Raw genomic sequence first — 15,943 nt, 5'->3', positions numbered from 1 at the left:
CATTTTAATAGAAGAATGACTTACTTTACGAAGTCGTAAGTGATACATATATTCAGTAATTTGTTGATCATTGAGTAGATGAAAACTTTGATCATAATACAAACTGATCTGACATAAAGCACTTAAGTAGTTGTTGCAGGTAGATTCTGAATATCCAGAGGCGATATAAACCTTTCTATATCTTTGGTACGCCTTTATGAAGTTCGGTACAGTTCTTTTTGCTTTTTCACAGCAAGACTCAACTCTTTTTTTTGATACATAAGTTATAGATTTTAATTATTTCTATTAAATTACGAAATCCAGCAGAAAAAAGTTACCGAAGGTTTAGTTCAACATGAATATATAGGGCATGCCTTCTTTATATTCCATATCCTTAATATACAATAATTTACAAAAAAACAGGGAATTTTCAACTATTTAATTCTTTAAAACGGTACCAATTTGCTATCATTTTTGGGGTCTAACTTTCAATACGTGTATTCATTTTTACCATCATGTCATTTATATGTAGGTTGTTTAGATCCAGTTAGGTACAGAATCTCTGTAATTTCCTTTTGAAAATCTTCTTTGTCGGAGTTAGTAGTAAACATTTTACCTGCGAAGTTTGATATATCTTTTCCATATTCCATTTGCCCGAACATTTACATCAGCTCTTAGATGAAATCACCGTAAACTGAATTAAATTACTTTTTAATTCAGACGAGAAAGAAGATTCATAGATCTAATATGGTGCTTTTGGAACGATATTAGACTGAAAGGATCAAACGGATTACCATATTCCCAATACTGTAAAATTTTCGGGTATAGCCATCAGATTAAATTTTTAGGCAATATAAAATAGATTAATTCCCTGTTTAGAACATAGTTTTATCCTAAAGAACATAAAACATCGTGCTTTGCTTTGTAAGAGTCAAATATTTTGATGATAGCATATCACAAAATTAATTACAAAAACTTAAACACGGCTTATACGATTTGTGATTAAAAAATTCGTATAAATTCATTGAATTATTTTTTCTTTATGCAAGGCAAAAAAATCAAGCATAGCTATAGCTACGGTTTATTTTTTAAACGAAGTAGAAAGGAAAAAGAAACGATGAATATGCGAAATTTTTAGTTATAAATCGTATTATATGGTTAGTCTGGAGGTTCAAAGGGATTAAGAAGTTTTAATGTTATAGCTCGATTAAACAATAATGTCATAAATAGATAGAGCAACTTTGTAGCACTATGTTAATTCTTTGATTTAATGCGTGATTCAAAAAAGGGGTGGATATATTTTCCTGCTAAGCCACTTTTTTGATAAAATTGTCCAAACCCAGACATAGTTGTCTGGGTTTTTATTGATTATTATTTGTAATCAAGATGAGTCCTAATAGGGATGCATACTGTTTTCTTGCAATTACACAAATCTTGTTGACTACTTTACCCGATAATCGAGATTTAAATGTTCCGAGGCTTGCCTCGAAATCAACTTGTTTTTTCAATAAATGTCTCGTATCCTTTCCCTGAGGTAGTTTACTTAATTCACTACATGAGGATAAGCTTCTTTGCGATTCTGGAATCTAAGAATGGCTTGTTTTACTATTACTCCCTCGTCTATATTTATTGCATTTTTGATAGTAATATTTTCTAACCAGCCTGTTCGTCCTTCGAGTACTGATCTTAAATGTACAATTAGTGCCGCAGAAATTGATCTTGAAGCACTTTCCCAAAAATAGCTTGGAGTATGATCCACCGCATAATAATCGATCTTGTCTACTGCTATAATTGGGTTTTTAAAGCTGGTTGGTTTAGCAAAATAAAAACCCATTCCTTCATCACAACTAACATCGATGATCAACGTACCTGGTTTTAATCGAGACCTTTCCTCTTCAATTACAAAATTTATAGGATCATTCGGATCTTGAAAAGTACCATTAATTATGATCTCAGAATCACTGATCAAATCTAACAGGGGTTTTTCTGATCCGTCATGTTCTACTATAAGCAATCGAGGATCATTGATTTCGTTTTTAACAATTCGAGCGTAATTTACATCCAACACCTCTTCTCTGACCTCATGATCAGGTCTTTGAACACATACAGTGATGTCTCTAAACCCATGAGCTTTTAATGCGTAAATAGCTCCTCTACTGACGGCACCAAAACTAAATATAATCACTTTCCTTTGATTTCCATAATGCCCATCTATGCCTTTCAGTTGCAAGGCATGTATAACAGCGCAGTAACCTGCCATTTCATTGTTCTTATAAAAAGTATGTCTACCCATTTCTCCATTTGGCTTCCAAACGAACATATCTTCGAAGGCTATTAATGTTAGTTTTCTATCTACAGCCGTTTGGGTAATCTGCATTTGTTGAGCGCAGTGAGGATACCCCCAAAGGACGCCACCCATTTTTAACGCTTCAAGATCAGACAATACTGGTTTTGCTATAATGGCATGCCCAATATCTGATAATATCTCATCTCGTGATGCCATTCCTCCTGTTTGATCTGCAATTTCTTCATCTTTAATATTAAAAGGAATTCCATATCCTTTTTCGAAAATAAGCTGTCTGCGAATGTTTTCTGGAAGCCTTTTCAGATGTTCTGGATGAATAGGGACGCGCCTTTCATCTTCTTTTTTTGAAGTTCCAATAACACCGATTTTTGATAAAGCCATATGATTTTTGTTTTTTCAATTGAAATTGACGGTCGCTATTAATGAAATAAACAAGACGTCTTAATAAGATTGTTGTAAATGGTTACTTAAAAATCAGTCATTAAGTGATATAGCGCATCAATAATCAGAAAAGACATATAGAAAGTGACCTTTTGGGTTTCCAAGGCTAAAACCTACAAGTATGATAATATCAACGGATAAATAATCCGATACCAAAGATACCTTAAATAAGCGTATTAGCAGGTCTCAATCAGTATAATTGATGAGACTGAATAAATTAGTAATTTGAAATAGAAAAAAACAAGTAATATTATTTTCTCGTTCTCCGTGAAAAAACAGCACTATATACACCGTATATTTATTTTTTATTTGATAAGATCAGATCTATAGTTATAAATATTTTTTACTTTTCTACTATTTAGTTTTATATAAAAATCTAATTATTCTTCAAACCAATTAAGGTCATTACACATATCCAAAGTTTCGTTCATTAATTTAGAGTAATTTTTTAAGGGTTTGTTGTATAATCCGACAAACAAACCATCCTTACCAGGAAAGTAAAAATAAAATGAATTAAATCCACTTACTTCGCCCGTAAGATAAATCATATCCATTTTTATATCTAGATTTGGTCTTGGGCGTTATAAATCAACTATATATTTTGGATCTTATGTTTTGAAGATTTATCTTATACTATTGCACTTTGAATTCGTTGTGAAAAAAAGCATATTTTATTATCTCAGTGAGGAAGAAAAAAGAACATTTTATTTCAGTAAATTCAAATAGTAGTATTATATCCGAATGCGTGAAAAGTAAATCAGGGAAATGGTACTTCGAAAATATATATTCTGATTTTAAAAAAGAGGATTTCATAAAAAGCGTACCAGATTTTCTTTAATGAATCAACGACGCTTTCAATAGTTTAAATTATGCCATAGGGTTTTGTGATGCGCGATGAGGATATATATCAATAGTATAACGTTTAATCATCATCATTATCAGTGAGTGTTATAATAATGGATAATGTACTTCCTACATCATTGTTTAAAAGTATACAAGTTCTTTAATATGAGTATAGGCTTCTTCTACAGCTTGCACCCTTATTTTTTTATAACACTCGTTATTAGAATGTTAATGATTTAAACTGTCAAAGTCAAGAAAAAATCTCAGAACTAAACTAATCATACAAACAAAAAATGCCGAACTATCAAAATAGTTCGGCACTTATCAACTAATAAATTTTACTTATGATAATATTTAATTAATTTGTTGGATTACCATATTGTTGACCAATTGCGCTGCTAAATGGTTGAGAAATTACCGGACAGTTGATAATCGCTCCTGCTGCCGTTAACAAATCTGACAAAGAATTTGATGCTGGATATTGATTTAAATTACCTCTAAAAGGTCTTAAAATACCTTGTTCCAATAATTCATTTATTTGATCGAAACTTTTTAGGATTACACGCTCTTCTTCGGGAACTGTAAATTCTGTTAAATGAGCATCCCACATTGGTGCATAATCAGGATCTCTTGGATCAATAGGGAATGTATTTGTCGGATCCATAGTTTGTCTGTTACTTAAAGAAGCTGTATTTAGTCCTTGGAATAAACCATCACCAGTATCTCCTCTACCATTTACTGTAGGACTAAAAGGTAACATAGAACCTCCAGGGAAGTTTCCAAATGATGGTAATTGCGCTAATCTTGGTGCAAAAACTCCCAATTCAATTGCTGCAGGAGCTGGATCAGAAGTATCGGTTACAATATGGAAGTAATAAGGTCTGCCATTATGCCAGCCGTCTAATAATTGTAATACTACCGCCGCTCCATTTCTATCTAAATTTGGATTATTCTGATTGTCTTCTTGTTCTGAAGATGTTCCGTTTCCATGTGGAATTCTATCGTGTAAACCTGTACTATTTGCTATTGGTTGTGCATTGATAATTACATCTGTTCCTGGTAATACGACATAAGAAGACCAGTTCTCATCTGCAATTGCACCTGGATTAACTTCTGCTGGAGGGAATCCAAATAATAACCCATCACTTGAAAGTCCACCTGCTACTAAACTTCTTGCTGGAGAAAAGTCTACTGTTCCTTCGAAAACAAGTCTACCATCATCACTCCAGGTAGAATTTTGATCGCCACCAGAACCAATTGCATTTGCCATTCTAGGCGCATAGATAACTCCTAATAACCTTGCTAGTTCTTTATTTGAAGCTTCTGTAATTACATAATATAGCTCTCGTGGGGTTCCATTAACTATTTCCCAGCCTTGAAACATAGGAAGTCTTACTGTGGGACCATCTGGAGCAACATTTCTGTCTACCGTGTAATCTACACCTAATACACTTGGAAAAAATACATTTGCTTCTTCTGGATAATCTACCGCCGGGTTATCAGCATCAAATGGAACTCCTCCATCAGTAGAAATACTAGTCAATAATAAATCCGCTGCATCAACCATCATCTCTACAACAGCATCTTCTCCATCTTGTCCGTCCACTCCGTCTTGTCCGTCCACTCCGTCTTGTCCGTCCACTCCGTCTTGTCCATCAATCCCGTCGATACCATCTCGACCATCTTCACCTTCGCAACTTGCAAAAAATAGACCTAGTGACAATATTGTCACAAATATTAAATTAAATTTTTTCATTTTTTTTCATTTTTAAATCTTAATTATTAATTTTAATGTACGTATCTTTTGTCTTCTCTAGAGTTGTGAAAAATTTTCAAAAGTTTAGACCTATATCTTTAGTTTTACTTACAATAAAAAAAAAGTTAAAAAACTGTAAATAATTAATTTCCTAACAGTTAGGTGGTTAAGGTTTTTATTTAACAAAAATATAACTTTTTTTATTTTGATTTTACAAAATGTTAGTTTTGTTACATTTTTTTTGAAAAAAAATGACTATGTAAAAACCAGAATTGTCAATATTTTTTTCATTTTCTTATAATTTAAAGTCGGTGAAGATTAGAACAAAACTAAAGAGTTGTTAAATCAAAAACAGTATTATTTAGACTGAATTTAAATAATGTTTTATTAATTATACTACCCTTGATTCATACGGAAACAAAAAAACAATCAAAATAGCTCGGTTGTATTCATACTAATAAAGTGGCTTGTATAAAGCTATAGATATAGCTGATTGGAAGCAATAAAATAAATGTTTGGGGTTATTTCTATAATTAGATTTTATTAAACAAAAATGGAAGCTTTTTGAGCTTTCATTTTTACTAAAACCAGATAAATCGAAAAAAGTCATGGCTATAGCGGCAATATAAAAGTCCTAAATGTAAGGACATGATACTAAATTAAATAGATCGTAATTTAAGAAAATTAACAAAGCATGAGTTTGCCCTGGTATACTCACTTCTTCTATATATAAAAGACTGATAATCAATTACATTAATTTTTTATTGAAAATTTATAGCCAAAATTGACATTTCTTAATAACAACAAGATAATAGCTTTTAAAATAAGCACTTAGATCATTTTATTTATAAAAAAGAATAGGCTGATTAGTTACATATTATAAGACTATTTAACTGAAAATCTGTCGATAATAAAACCTTAAACAATCTACTATTGGTGGATTCAATACTTCAGCACTAAACAAAATATTACCCCAAATCGTGTAACCGTAGGTTAAACCTCTCTTTCTTTGCACCGATTTAAAGATTTTTCCTATGGATAGCTCTCAGTAAAATTAATCAATCCGTAAGAAAAAATCTTCCTTTTGGGTTTTTGTCGGATTCTAATAGTATTTGGTCTAACTATCTGTGTAACAGGAGTTTTTTTTATACTAAAATAGCTCAATAAACGTTTATTTAAAAAAAAATATTATGAAAAACTTTATTTTTAAGAGCTCTTGGAGTTTTATACTTATTTTCTTAACAACATTCAATATCACTGCTCAACAAGTGACTAAAGCTAAAGCCAACGGAAACTGGAATTCAGCGAATACTTGGGATAATGGCGTCCCTAATGCTAATAAAAGAGCCATAATCAGTAAAAATTTTAGGGTAAATATTGTTGGAAGCCATACTGCAAAAGAAGTTGTGGTACACGGCACACTAAATGTAAATGAAAATGGAAATCTCAACAAGGCGCTAACCACTCGATGGGTGCACGTAAACAGCGGCGGTGTCTTCAGGATAGGTCAAGCTAACAACCGTTTTGATAGAGGAAATTTTACGCTTACCCTAACAGGAACCGATCCTAATGCCAACCAATCAGTGCCGATGGCTAATGGCATGAATATGGATATAAAGAAAAATGATGGTTTTCTTATGGCCGGAGGCGGAGGAAGACTTCAATTTTTTGGAGAAAATAGACTCCCCTTTACCAAATTATCTCAAACTGCCGCTATTGGTGCTAGAACTATCACAGTAGCTAATATTATTGATCGCAACCATTCTGGTGCACTTTCAGCACAACATGATGGGGTTCTAAACTGGGAAGTTGGAGATCAGATTGTTATAGCCAGTAGTGCTACAGATTATACCCGTGAGGATGTTCGAACCATCACCGCAATTCAAAATCTTGGTGCCAATACAAGATTAACACTAGATCGCCCGTTGACATATATGCATTATGGAGAAATTGAGACCTATGGAAAAGATCTAGACCCGCAAAGTATCAATCCAGGAAAGACCTTTTCTATAGATTTACGAGCAGAAGTGGCATTACTTAGTAGAAATATAAAAATAAAAGGAACAGAAGCGCAGGATACCGATAATTTCTTCGGGGACAGAGCAAAATTAGTTAAAGAAGGTAAAGGTAAAGCCAAAAATGGAGTTGGAGGTCATATCATGATCATGCCGTCTGCAGGACAAATAAGTGTCGAAGGTGTTCAACTAGATCTTATGGGACAGGCAGGAAGATTAGGAAGGTACCCTTTTCACTGGCATGTAGCTAGAGATCGATCAGGAGATTACTTCAGAAATTCTTCTATTACTAACAGTAACAATCGTGGAGTAGTAGTACATACCACCGATAATGTGGTTGTTGAAGGTATCGTTTTACACGATGTTCACGGTCATGGATTCTTCACAGAAGACGGTGTAGAGTTGAACAACAAGTTTATTAATAATATTGCTTATGGTATTCATAGAGTTCATCCCGACGATAATAGACCTGGAGCTGCTGCTTATGTGGTAGATGAAACAGATACTTTTCATGATAGAACAGATCGATCACGAACAACATCTGCCTTTTGGATTGCGAATGCAGGAAACGATTATATAGGTAATGTAGTAGCGGGATGTGAAGGATCCGGAATTTGGTTTGGACAACCAGCATTACCCAGAGGTGCTGCCGGAAAAATTGCAGAATATGCAAATTTTAGACCTAGAGAAACTCCTTTAGCTAATTTTGATCATAACACAGTACATTCTAGTGTCACTGGATTTGTAGTAGCCTTAAGAGGGAATGCTCCTGATGGAGGTGGTGCTTTTGGTGAAAAAGAGCGTACATTTGGTAATATTGATCCTGTTTATAAAAATTTGACGATTTATTTGACAAGAATTGGATTGTATCCTTTGGTATCCAATGTCAGACATACGTTTACAAACTTTAAAGCGGCTGATAACAACTTCTTTAGCTGGGATTCTGATCCCAATTTGATCAAAGATGCCTTGTTGGTAATACGCAGTCGAGGAAATCTTAATGAACGTAATAAAGAAGTTACTGGTTTAGCACTTTACCATGGAAATACAATTATAGAAAATGCACATATTGCTGGTGTTGGTGGAAGATTTTTTGTAGCTCAAGGTGGTGGAAACCGTGTGCGATCAGGTGCAGAAACCGAAGGGTTATCTTATGAAAATGATGGATCCTACTCAAAGATGAATGCGGCGCAACGAGCTAATCATTTAAGCATTAGAGATGTGTATGATCGTGATGGTACGTTGACATCTCGTTTTGGTGGTGGTCCTGGTTATTCTTTTGCTCCATTAGATCCATGGACTTTCGATAGTAGTTTAGGAGACAAAAGAACGGGTAGTACCAATGATCAATTCAAATCTATTGTGACAAAACAACGTTATGTCAATCTTGAAACCCCTACAAGTTCTAATCCTACTAGAGAAAATAAAAGACCTAAAGTCACCATTACATCTCCGCAAGGGGTTACTATAGATTTTAAGAAAAGAAATGAATTTAATCAAAGAAGAGTAGGCTTAAAAGCTGGTGCCGAATATACACTGCGATTCCCAGAAGGATTCAATATTGATACTCAGGATATGTTATTGTCGCTTCACCAGTGGAGTATGCCTTCAAATACAGTGGGTGTTATTTTAAAATTGGTAGATCAGGCTAATAATATCAAGCCTAGAAATTATCAAACAAAGCAAGTCTTTTCTAAGTTAAATTCGCTTGGAGCTCTTAGAAATTCGAAAGTAGATAGTTATTTCAGGGCTGGTAATAACGACCTTTACCTTAAACTAATGAATCGTGGAGAAAGTATTCACGGAAATTGGATTCACTTTGTGAAAGCTGATCCAGGTCCATCTCAGAACACTAAACCCGTAGTTAGTTTTGTATCACCTTCAAACAAAAATCTAAATATTGGTGATAATTTGTATGTTAAAGCAAACGCACGTGATGCAGACGGAACTATTAATAATGTAAAATTGTACGTGAACGGCACACTTGTTAGACAAGAAAATATAACTCCTTATGAATGGGGCGCTAGTGGTCAAGATGATCTTTTATTACAAAATTTAAGTGCTGGCAGCTATACGCTTAGAATTGTAGCTACAGATAATGATGGAGCAACCAGTGAAGCAACACTTACTATTTCTGTAGTTGACCCAAATAGCGACCAAGTAGTATTATTTGATGGTTGTAATTACAGCGGTACAAGCGCTAATTTCAGTGAAGGAACTTTCGCTTTTAGAGAATTCACAAGTAAATTTCCAAACGATAAATTGTCATCTATTAGAGTGCCTAGTGGATACAAAGTGACGCTTTATCTACACGGGGGACCTTCTGGAAGAACTTTAGTATTGACTAGAGATGATGGATGTTTGGATAATAATAATTTTAATAATATTACTTCTGCCATTAAAGTAGAGCGTCAAGTAAGAGTATTTGGAGGTTGCGCTTTTAGCGGAACTAGTGCATCATTTGGAGAAGGAACTTTTGAATTTAAAGAATTTACGGCAAAATTCCCAAATGACCGCTTGTCTTCTTTAAGTGTTCCAAATGGGTATAAGGTAACACTTTATGAACATGGAGGACTTTCTGGCAGGACTAGAGAATTTATAGCAGATGATGACTGTTTACAAGATAACCGTTTTAATGACTTGGCATCTGCCATCAAGGTTGAAAAAATTGGCACTACAAGAGATAACAATGATGTTTTGAATGCTTCTATAAGTATGTACCCTAACCCAACGGAAGGCTTATTATACTTTGAGAATGTACCATTAGAAAGCACAGGATTTGTATATAGTCTGAATGGTAAAAAAGTGATGGACTTTATTGTCGATGAAAACTATCTAATTGATATCTCAGGATTAGCAAAAGGAATCTATTTCGTAAATATTATAGATAGTGAATCATTACAAGAAATTTTTGCAAAGGTTTACAAAGAGTAAATTTTGTAGGTCAAAGTATTAATTATACGATTTGTGATTAAAAAATTCGTATAAATTCATTGAATTATTTTTTCTTTATGCAAGGCAAAAAAATCAAGCATAGCTATAGCTACGGTTTATTTTTTAAACGAAGTAGAAAGGAAAAAGAAACGATGAATATGCGAAATTTTTAGTTATAAATCGTATTACTCAAGATGAGTACTACAATAAAAAGAAACCTTGGCTATACCAAGGTTTCTTTTTTGTCTAAAAAAAAAATGTTTTCTATTTGAATATTTTAAAACCAGAAATAGAAAAAGTCGAGGTGCGTTCCTGGTATAATAATTCGTTACTTAATAAAATGATCGCTACTAACAAATAATTGCTTAAAAATTCCGATAGAATCACTTTCGAAAAAGACTTGAGGGTTCATAGTAGATTTTAAATAAAATTTGCTGGCTATTGTATCCTTATATGCTTCAATTATGGTTTCATTCATATTATTTCCTTCAATTCTTATTTTGTAATCAGCTTTTGTTTTAGGTATAAATGTATCCGCAAATTTTGAATTATTTTTATAAGATATAGTTGTTAAGTACTGAGCCACTTTTGTTGAATCAGCAATTATTTCTCCTATATTCCAAACGCTGTCTTTTTTGTGGAGTATCAAACGCTGCTCTTCTGGATAATCAAACTGAATTTTGGTTACTGAATTTTTGTCTACTTTTAAAAAATCAGAATTTCTCCAGGAATTAAAATCCCGATTGAAGGTATTGGATAGCATTCCTTTTGCACTATACACTTTTGGATCATCATTCACGCGTATATATGTAGATCCATTAAGATTATATTGACTATACTGATTTGCAGGCTTTTCATATTTAATTTTTCCAAGGTACAAGGTTGTTGGTTTTCCTTGATTATCCTCTACAATCACTTTGATAGCTGTAGCGTCTTTTAATTGATATGTAGCCCATTTATCTTTTGTTTTAGCAACTAACCGCTCTATGGTAAGCTGTGTTAGCTGACCGAGGATCATATTTATATTTTCAGGTTTCATAACACTAGAAATCGTTCCTTGTGATACCTGCCAATCTTGAGTACTTTTTGAAAAAGTGATTTCAGTACCATTTGTAGCAACTTTTTGTATTCTAATCTTAGATACTTGAGAAGTATCAATTGCAATAATATCTGTTTTTAAGGTAGTTTTATTGTTATTTTTCCTAAAATAATTTGTCCCCAAAAAGATGATTGCTAAACTTGCCAAGACACCAACCAATACTTTATTATTAATATTTTTACTCATAACTTTCTTGCATTCTTTTAATTCGTTTGTTTTTGTTCATTTGCATACGTACCACGCCATAAATGACTACTAGAAGTATTGGGAATAAAAAATTGAAATACTTTAATACTGTTTTAGTACTATCCTCTAATACCTCAATTGGTCTGTACTGAATTCCCTTTGTTCTGAGATCAATTAACCCCGTATCATCACTAAGCCAATCTATAGCATTGACCATAAAATTTATATTATTAGGCTGCACTTGCTGCTCTTGATTAGCATTTACAGCAAAATCTCCATCACTAATAATACAAATTCGAGATCTATTACCATTAGGATGAGTTTGCTCCAGTATTCCTGCGACAGTTTGTTTTTGTAATGGAAAATCATTTTCTGTCCATTGTTTTTGAATATCAAAGTATTGAGGAGCTTTTACACTTCCAGATTTTTCTGAGGTAAAAGCAATAGGTGTAAATTTCTTTAAAGAATCATTTGCTGTATAGTTAATTGGGCTTGCAAATTGCATAATTACCGCTTCTAATCCTTTGGTAATTGGGTGATCAGAAAAAGTATTGATGATGGGTAAATACGGAAAAGAAACATTAGAATTGAAACGAAACATTCCTTGTTGTTGCTGCACACTGACCGAAGCACATTGCGCATCTACCACAAAATCATCTTTGATGTCTACTCCTTTTTCCTGTAACCAATGCTCAACACCTGTATTAACAACTGAGCCATAAGACCTGTTAAGATCTCCATCAACTCTGTTTAATGCTACGACTAAATTACCACCTCTTTCTAAAAAGTCATCTAATTGTTTTAAGGCTCCTTTTTTTAGAGTATCCGAGGGTTTTACTAAAGCTACGGTCTTAAATGTATCCGGAATCGGAACAGAATCATTGAGGTCCAACGGTGTCAAATTATACAATACATCCAATCCTTGCTTTACCTGTATCATTTGTTGTAAAGAAGGCTCTCCAGAACCTTGTATTAATCCTATTGACGGCTTATTGGTTACTGCAATTTTTTTAATCGAAGAAGATAAAAGATATTCTATAGGAGCTCCTGGTTGCATAAAAGGAATTACCTCTTTTTGTTCTTCTAACGCTAGTACAGCTCCAAGAAAAGCTTTCTGTTGTTTCATTTGATCTTTTTCTCTTACATTGATCATTACCGGATTAACGCCTGATTCTATTGCCAGTCGTTCTTTTTCTTCATTTTCATTAGGGTTAATAAATTCATACACTAGATTATTATCAGAAAGACGCGCATATTCTATAAGATATTCCTCAAAATCCTTTTTGGTTTTAGCAATATCTGGCGGGAGGTTCTCAGAGAAGTAAGCTTTTACAGTAATTGGATTTTCTAGTGATTCCATAATATCTTTGGTGGCATCACTTAATGTATATTGATTGTCTTCTGTAAGATCAATCCTAAAAAAGAATTGTTCTGATACAAGATTGATAAATACCAGAATTCCTATAATCAAAAGTATGGTAATACTTAATTTTTTCATTTTGCGTAATAAATTTATTTAGACATATGCCTTTTTGATAATGAAGTTTCTGCTAGAAAAAGACCTAATACAGTAACAGATAAGAAGTAGATGACATCCTTAGAATCGATAACTCCTCTTGAAATAGACTCAAAATGGGATTGTAGACTTAAGGAGTCCAATAATTGTCCCGTAATACCGGTAAAATTATCGGCCAAAACACCAAAAATGATATGAAAAAATAGCCCTATTAGTAGAGCCAGCATAAAAGCTACTATTTGATTGGTGGTAATACTACTGGCAAAAATCCCAATAGCCGTATAAGTAATACTCATTAAAAATAATCCTAGATAACCACAAATGGTTCCTCCATTGTCTAAATTTCCTATATTAGAAATCGTAATTATATACGGTAAGGTAGCTACTAAAGCGATGCAAATCAATAGTAAAGATCCTAGGAACTTACCCAAGATTAATTGTCGATCCGTTACTGATTTTGTCAATAACAATTCTAAAGTTCCTGTTTTTTGTTCTTCTGCCAGCATTTTCATAGTAATAGCAGGAATAAAAAAGAACAATGTCCAGGAAGCGATATTAAAAAATACTCTCAGGTTGGCTTGCCCTACCAAAAAAATATCATTGCCATATAGCCACGTAAAAAAACCACTAAACCCTAAAAATAGTCCGAGGATGATATAGGCGATTAGCGAATCAAAAAAAGTTGCTAATTCTCGTTTTGCAATAGTCCAAATAGTGCGCATAATTAATTCATTGTTACGTTTCTAAAAATATCTTCTAATTTGGTTTCTAAGGGGGTAAGCTCTGTAAGTACCCACTTTTTCTGTACACATAGATCGAATATGGATCTTCTGGAGCTTTGTTCGGATACACTTTGTAATTCGAAAAGATTAGTGTCTTTTTTTACAAAATCGACTTCACGTACTGTGGGGAGCTCATTGATTGATTGTATGACAATGTTGGGATCAGCATCTTCAATACGTACTCTTAGTATTTCATTGCCCTGAGCTTGTTTTCTTAAAGTATCAGCTGTACCGTCTGCAACGATAGTACCCTTATTGATAATCAAAATACGATCACAAGTCGCTTCTACTTCTGGTAATATATGTGTACTTAAAATCACCGTTTTTTCTTTCCCCAGATCGCGTATTAATTTTCTGATCTCAATAATTTGGTTAGGGTCTAATCCTGTAGTCGGCTCATCTAAAATCAGAATTTCGGGATCGTGTATCATTGCTTGTGCAAGTCCAACACGTTGTCGGTATCCTTTGGAGAGTTCTCCTATTTTTTTATGTTTCTCCCGATTGAGCCCACAGATTCCTATCATTTTTTTGATTCTTTTTTTGATCTGTGTTTTATCAAGACCTTGGATTGCAGCACAGAATTCCAGATAATCTATTACAGGCATATCCAGATACAAAGGGTTGTTTTCTGGTAAGTAGCCTATATGTTGTTTTATGTCATCCGATGTTTCTCTAACACTTTTTCCACCGATACGAATGTCGCCTTTTCCGATACCGATGTAACCCGTGATCATTTTCATTGTAGTGGATTTTCCAGCACCATTTGGCCCAAGGAATCCTAGTACTTCGCCAGTTTTGACGTCAAAGCTGATGTTATTTACAGCTGTTTGAGGGCCATACGTTTTTGTTAAATTCTCGATTTGTATGTTCATAAAAACTAATGTAATTGGTAATTTATATTTTGCCTTGTTTTTTTATATAGGTTGTATCTTTTTTTTGGGGTTTAGATTCAAAAAAATGATCAAACAAACTTTTTTGATCCAGCATCCTTTGTTTCCATATAGAATCAATATGCATAAAACTATCAGTAAATATAGATTCATCTAGCTCAAATGAATTTCCAAAAAAAGACGAATGTTGATTAGGGAAGAAGTCCTTAAAAATGGAATCTAAATGCGACCTGTTTATAGTACCAGTAGTACTGGAATAAGAATAAATAGAATCATAACGTATCAGATTTCCGTGTTCATCATACTCTTTATTTACTTCAATTCTTTCATCTGGTTTATTTTTATCATTCCTGTTTTGAGCGTACGGTAAGTTCGTTACAGAAGTTATAAGGAATACGACGGTAATTATTATTGTTTTCATTGTGATGACCTTTAGTATGTTGTACAATAATTTATGATATAAGTTGTAAAACTTCTTTACTGTTTTGAATGTAATGATAGATTTTTGAACGCTTTTTTTTAATCTCTCTATTGTATTCCCTGCTTTTTTCAATACGCTGAATTAATAGTGATTCTATTCTATATTTTATGGTATCTATTGGTAACTGCTTTCTATAGGGGAGTGCAATATGACCTTCAATAAAGATGTATTTGCAATATTTTTTAAGTAGGGACTTATTATAAGCAGTAATTTTTGAAACCATCATGCCGACACGTAGCATTTTACCCTTTATATCAACCTTAAAATTGTTCTTTTTTAAGTAAGAGATAGATATGCTAAGACCTATTCCTCTAGAAGTAGAAGCCATTTGTATATTTTCAAAAGTTAAGTTTGGGTTGTTTTGATTACTATAACTTTTCTTATTTTTATGTATATCTAAAAATTCCATAACATTTTGATTTAAATTATACTTTGAATAAGTATTCGTTTAAACGAAATAGAATGAATTCAGCAGAAAATGTTCTTTCTAATGCTTTCATTTTAATACAAAAAGATTAATACCTTTTAAAAATGATTAATTTAAGTTCTATCTATAAAACTTAAATTCAAAAAAATCTATCCCCGATGGGAAGATTGTAAGAAGTTTACTGATCTTATGAAGCCTGTTTATGTATGAAGACAATATATGAGTAAAAAAGTGGTTGTCAATCGACCAAACCGAAAACACAGGCAAATAACTGTTTTCTAATTTAATA

The 15,943-nt window shown here is 33.1% G+C and carries 11 protein-coding genes; 1 reads left to right on the top strand and 10 read right to left on the bottom strand.

The window, feature by feature from the left end; genetic code table 11:
* The 4 genes from F0000_RS28570 to F0000_RS28090 form a co-directional block, all read right to left on the bottom strand.
* Positions 1 to 198: phage integrase N-terminal SAM-like domain-containing protein (locus tag F0000_RS28570; protein ID WP_368668078.1), on the bottom strand; the 198-nt coding region annotated here is incomplete at its 3' end.
* A gap of 1,324 nt (positions 199 to 1,522) precedes the next feature.
* Positions 1,523 to 2,665 carry a N(5)-(carboxyethyl)ornithine synthase gene (locus F0000_RS07085; RefSeq protein ID WP_149624015.1) on the bottom strand — a complete coding sequence of 381 codons (1,143 nt, stop codon included), beginning with the start codon at positions 2,663 to 2,665 and terminating at the stop codon, positions 1,523 to 1,525.
* Positions 2,666 to 3,105: 440 nt separating this feature from the next.
* Positions 3,106 to 3,279 (bottom strand): hypothetical protein, encoded by a 174-nt coding sequence (locus tag F0000_RS27640; protein WP_188112040.1) that lies wholly within the window; start codon positions 3,277 to 3,279, stop codon positions 3,106 to 3,108.
* Positions 3,280 to 3,926: 647 nt separating this feature from the next.
* On the bottom strand, positions 3,927 to 5,324 hold the full coding sequence (locus tag F0000_RS28090) for a hypothetical protein (RefSeq protein WP_223148881.1): 1,398 nt from the start codon (positions 5,322 to 5,324) through the stop codon (positions 3,927 to 3,929).
* 1,190 nt (positions 5,325 to 6,514) lie between these two features.
* Here F0000_RS28090 and F0000_RS07075 point away from each other — a divergent pair.
* Positions 6,515 to 10,273: a G8 domain-containing protein gene (locus tag F0000_RS07075; protein ID WP_149624014.1), complete on the top strand. Its 3,759-nt coding sequence runs from the start codon at positions 6,515 to 6,517 to the stop codon at positions 10,271 to 10,273.
* Between the two features lie 328 nt (positions 10,274 to 10,601).
* On the opposite strand, the gene F0000_RS07070 is transcribed toward F0000_RS07075, so the two are convergent.
* The 6 genes from F0000_RS07070 to F0000_RS07045 are packed head-to-tail and all read right to left on the bottom strand — an operon-like array spanning position 10,602 to position 15,636.
* Positions 10,602 to 11,558 carry a DUF4340 domain-containing protein gene (locus F0000_RS07070; RefSeq protein WP_149624013.1) on the bottom strand — a complete coding sequence of 319 codons (957 nt, stop codon included), beginning with the start codon at positions 11,556 to 11,558 and terminating at the stop codon, positions 10,602 to 10,604.
* Positions 11,551 to 13,056: a Gldg family protein gene (locus tag F0000_RS07065; protein WP_149624012.1), complete on the bottom strand. Its 1,506-nt coding sequence runs from the start codon at positions 13,054 to 13,056 to the stop codon at positions 11,551 to 11,553. Before F0000_RS07065 ends, F0000_RS07070 begins: the two co-directional genes overlap by 8 nt.
* 14 nt (positions 13,057 to 13,070) lie before the next feature.
* The gene (locus F0000_RS07060) at positions 13,071 to 13,796 is read right to left on the bottom strand and encodes an ABC transporter permease subunit (RefSeq protein WP_149624011.1); all 726 of its coding nucleotides are present in this window, start codon (positions 13,794 to 13,796) and stop codon (positions 13,071 to 13,073) included.
* Between the two features lie 2 nt (positions 13,797 to 13,798).
* Positions 13,799 to 14,728, bottom strand: coding sequence for an ATP-binding cassette domain-containing protein (locus F0000_RS07055; RefSeq protein ID WP_149624010.1), 930 nt, complete (start codon positions 14,726 to 14,728; stop codon positions 13,799 to 13,801).
* A 22-nt stretch (positions 14,729 to 14,750) separates the two neighbouring features.
* A complete protein-coding gene (locus tag F0000_RS07050) occupies positions 14,751 to 15,167 on the bottom strand; it encodes a hypothetical protein (protein WP_149624009.1) in 417 nt (138 codons plus the stop codon).
* Between the two features lie 31 nt (positions 15,168 to 15,198).
* On the bottom strand, positions 15,199 to 15,636 hold the full coding sequence (locus F0000_RS07045; protein ID WP_149624008.1) for a hypothetical protein: 438 nt from the start codon (positions 15,634 to 15,636) through the stop codon (positions 15,199 to 15,201).
* Between the last annotated feature and the right edge of the window lie 307 nt (positions 15,637 to 15,943).

The sequence above is a fragment of the Aquimarina sp. RZ0 genome (genome assembly GCF_008370685.1).
Taxonomy (GTDB): Bacteria; Bacteroidota; Bacteroidia; order Flavobacteriales; family Flavobacteriaceae; genus Aquimarina.
Note: the sequence above shows the minus strand (reverse complement) of the source record. Positions and strands in the feature narration are given on the sequence as shown.

Bases quoted from the DNA above. Each gene is read 5' to 3' on its own strand.
- F0000_RS07085 (WP_149624015.1), bottom strand. From the start codon at position 2,665: ATGGCTTTATCAAAAATCGGTGTTATTGGAACTTCAAAAAAAGAAGAT.
- F0000_RS27640 (WP_188112040.1), bottom strand. From the start codon at position 3,279: ATGGATATGATTTATCTTACGGGCGAAGTAAGTGGATTTAATTCATTT.
- F0000_RS28090 (WP_223148881.1), bottom strand. From the start codon at position 5,324: ATGAAAAAATTTAATTTAATATTTGTGACAATATTGTCACTAGGTCTA.
- F0000_RS07075 (WP_149624014.1), top strand. From the start codon at position 6,515: ATGAAAAACTTTATTTTTAAGAGCTCTTGGAGTTTTATACTTATTTTC.
- F0000_RS07070 (WP_149624013.1), bottom strand. From the start codon at position 11,558: ATGAGTAAAAATATTAATAATAAAGTATTGGTTGGTGTCTTGGCAAGT.
- F0000_RS07065 (WP_149624012.1), bottom strand. From the start codon at position 13,056: ATGAAAAAATTAAGTATTACCATACTTTTGATTATAGGAATTCTGGTA.
- F0000_RS07060 (WP_149624011.1), bottom strand. From the start codon at position 13,796: ATGCGCACTATTTGGACTATTGCAAAACGAGAATTAGCAACTTTTTTT.
- F0000_RS07055 (WP_149624010.1), bottom strand. From the start codon at position 14,728: ATGAACATACAAATCGAGAATTTAACAAAAACGTATGGCCCTCAAACA.
- F0000_RS07050 (WP_149624009.1), bottom strand. From the start codon at position 15,167: ATGAAAACAATAATAATTACCGTCGTATTCCTTATAACTTCTGTAACG.
- F0000_RS07045 (WP_149624008.1), bottom strand. From the start codon at position 15,636: ATGGAATTTTTAGATATACATAAAAATAAGAAAAGTTATAGTAATCAA.